This window comes from Prolinoborus fasciculus (assembly GCF_056724605.1).
On record NZ_JBWZQN010000151.1, the window covers coordinates 1 to 785 of the forward strand.

Below are 785 nucleotides of genomic sequence, written 5' to 3' on the forward strand. Positions count from 1 at the left end.
TGTACACAGTGCACTGGGTTATGTATCGCCTTTTGAGTTTGAAGCAATGTACTATGATAAGATTAATCCGTTAGGTCAGGTGGCCTAACTTAAATAAAAAAGTCTCCGATAAACCCGGTACGGTTCAGACAGTTTATTAAGGCGTTCAAGTGGCGAGCCTTTGAGATAATACTGGAACTGATGGATTTGCGTGCCATCATTAATGGCCACAAAAAAAGTCCCTTCCGGTTTCTCTGGTGTCGCGCTACCACCTGGTTTAAGCAATCCTGTACAGGCAATAATCCAGTCAGCATCACGGAACATTTTTTTACCTGCTTCCGCCAGAGCAACCGTTACCGGCATAGATTCCGCAGTATGACTATTGATCAGATTCTTGGAAATGCCCAATACTGAAGTCTTGACACTTACATCGTAGCAGATCAAACCACCAATCAGAATTTCGGCACCTTCTCCTTTACAAATGGAGAACTGGCTACTGAGATATCCAGAACTTGCGCTTTCGATAAAGGCAATTTTTATGTTTTTCTCTTCGAGTAAGCCGCAACAGGTTTTTATCATAGTCTCTATATTTTCTTTGTGGGAGTGATTTTAGATCAATCTAGACAGATTTTTTTCTGTCGATCAACTCCAAGTATATTTATATTTATATTTATATTTATAGGACTTACGCACTATTATTTATAGATTCTCTGTGGCAGCAGATGATTTTTATCGAGAATAAAGTCATCAATGAAGTTTTTGATAATTGGTCTAAATAATTTCTTCTGCCAACGATATACATTTTC

At 38.5% G+C, this 785-nt stretch carries 1 protein-coding gene and 1 pseudogene; both read right to left on the reverse strand.

Translation table 11 applies throughout. From position 1 onward, the window contains the following. Window positions 1–84 precede the first annotated feature (84 nt). On the reverse strand, window positions 85–558 hold the full coding sequence (locus tag AC1P5O_RS16660; RefSeq protein WP_348942308.1) for a CinA family protein: 474 nt from the start codon (window positions 556–558) through the stop codon (window positions 85–87). Window positions 559–674: 116 nt separating this feature from the next. Next, window positions 675–785: pseudogene (locus AC1P5O_RS16665) on the reverse strand (IS701 family transposase); the annotation flags it as partial.

Bases quoted from the DNA above. Each gene is read 5' to 3' on its own strand.
- AC1P5O_RS16660 (WP_348942308.1), bottom strand. From the start codon at position 558: ATGATAAAAACCTGTTGCGGCTTACTCGAAGAGAAAAACATAAAAATT.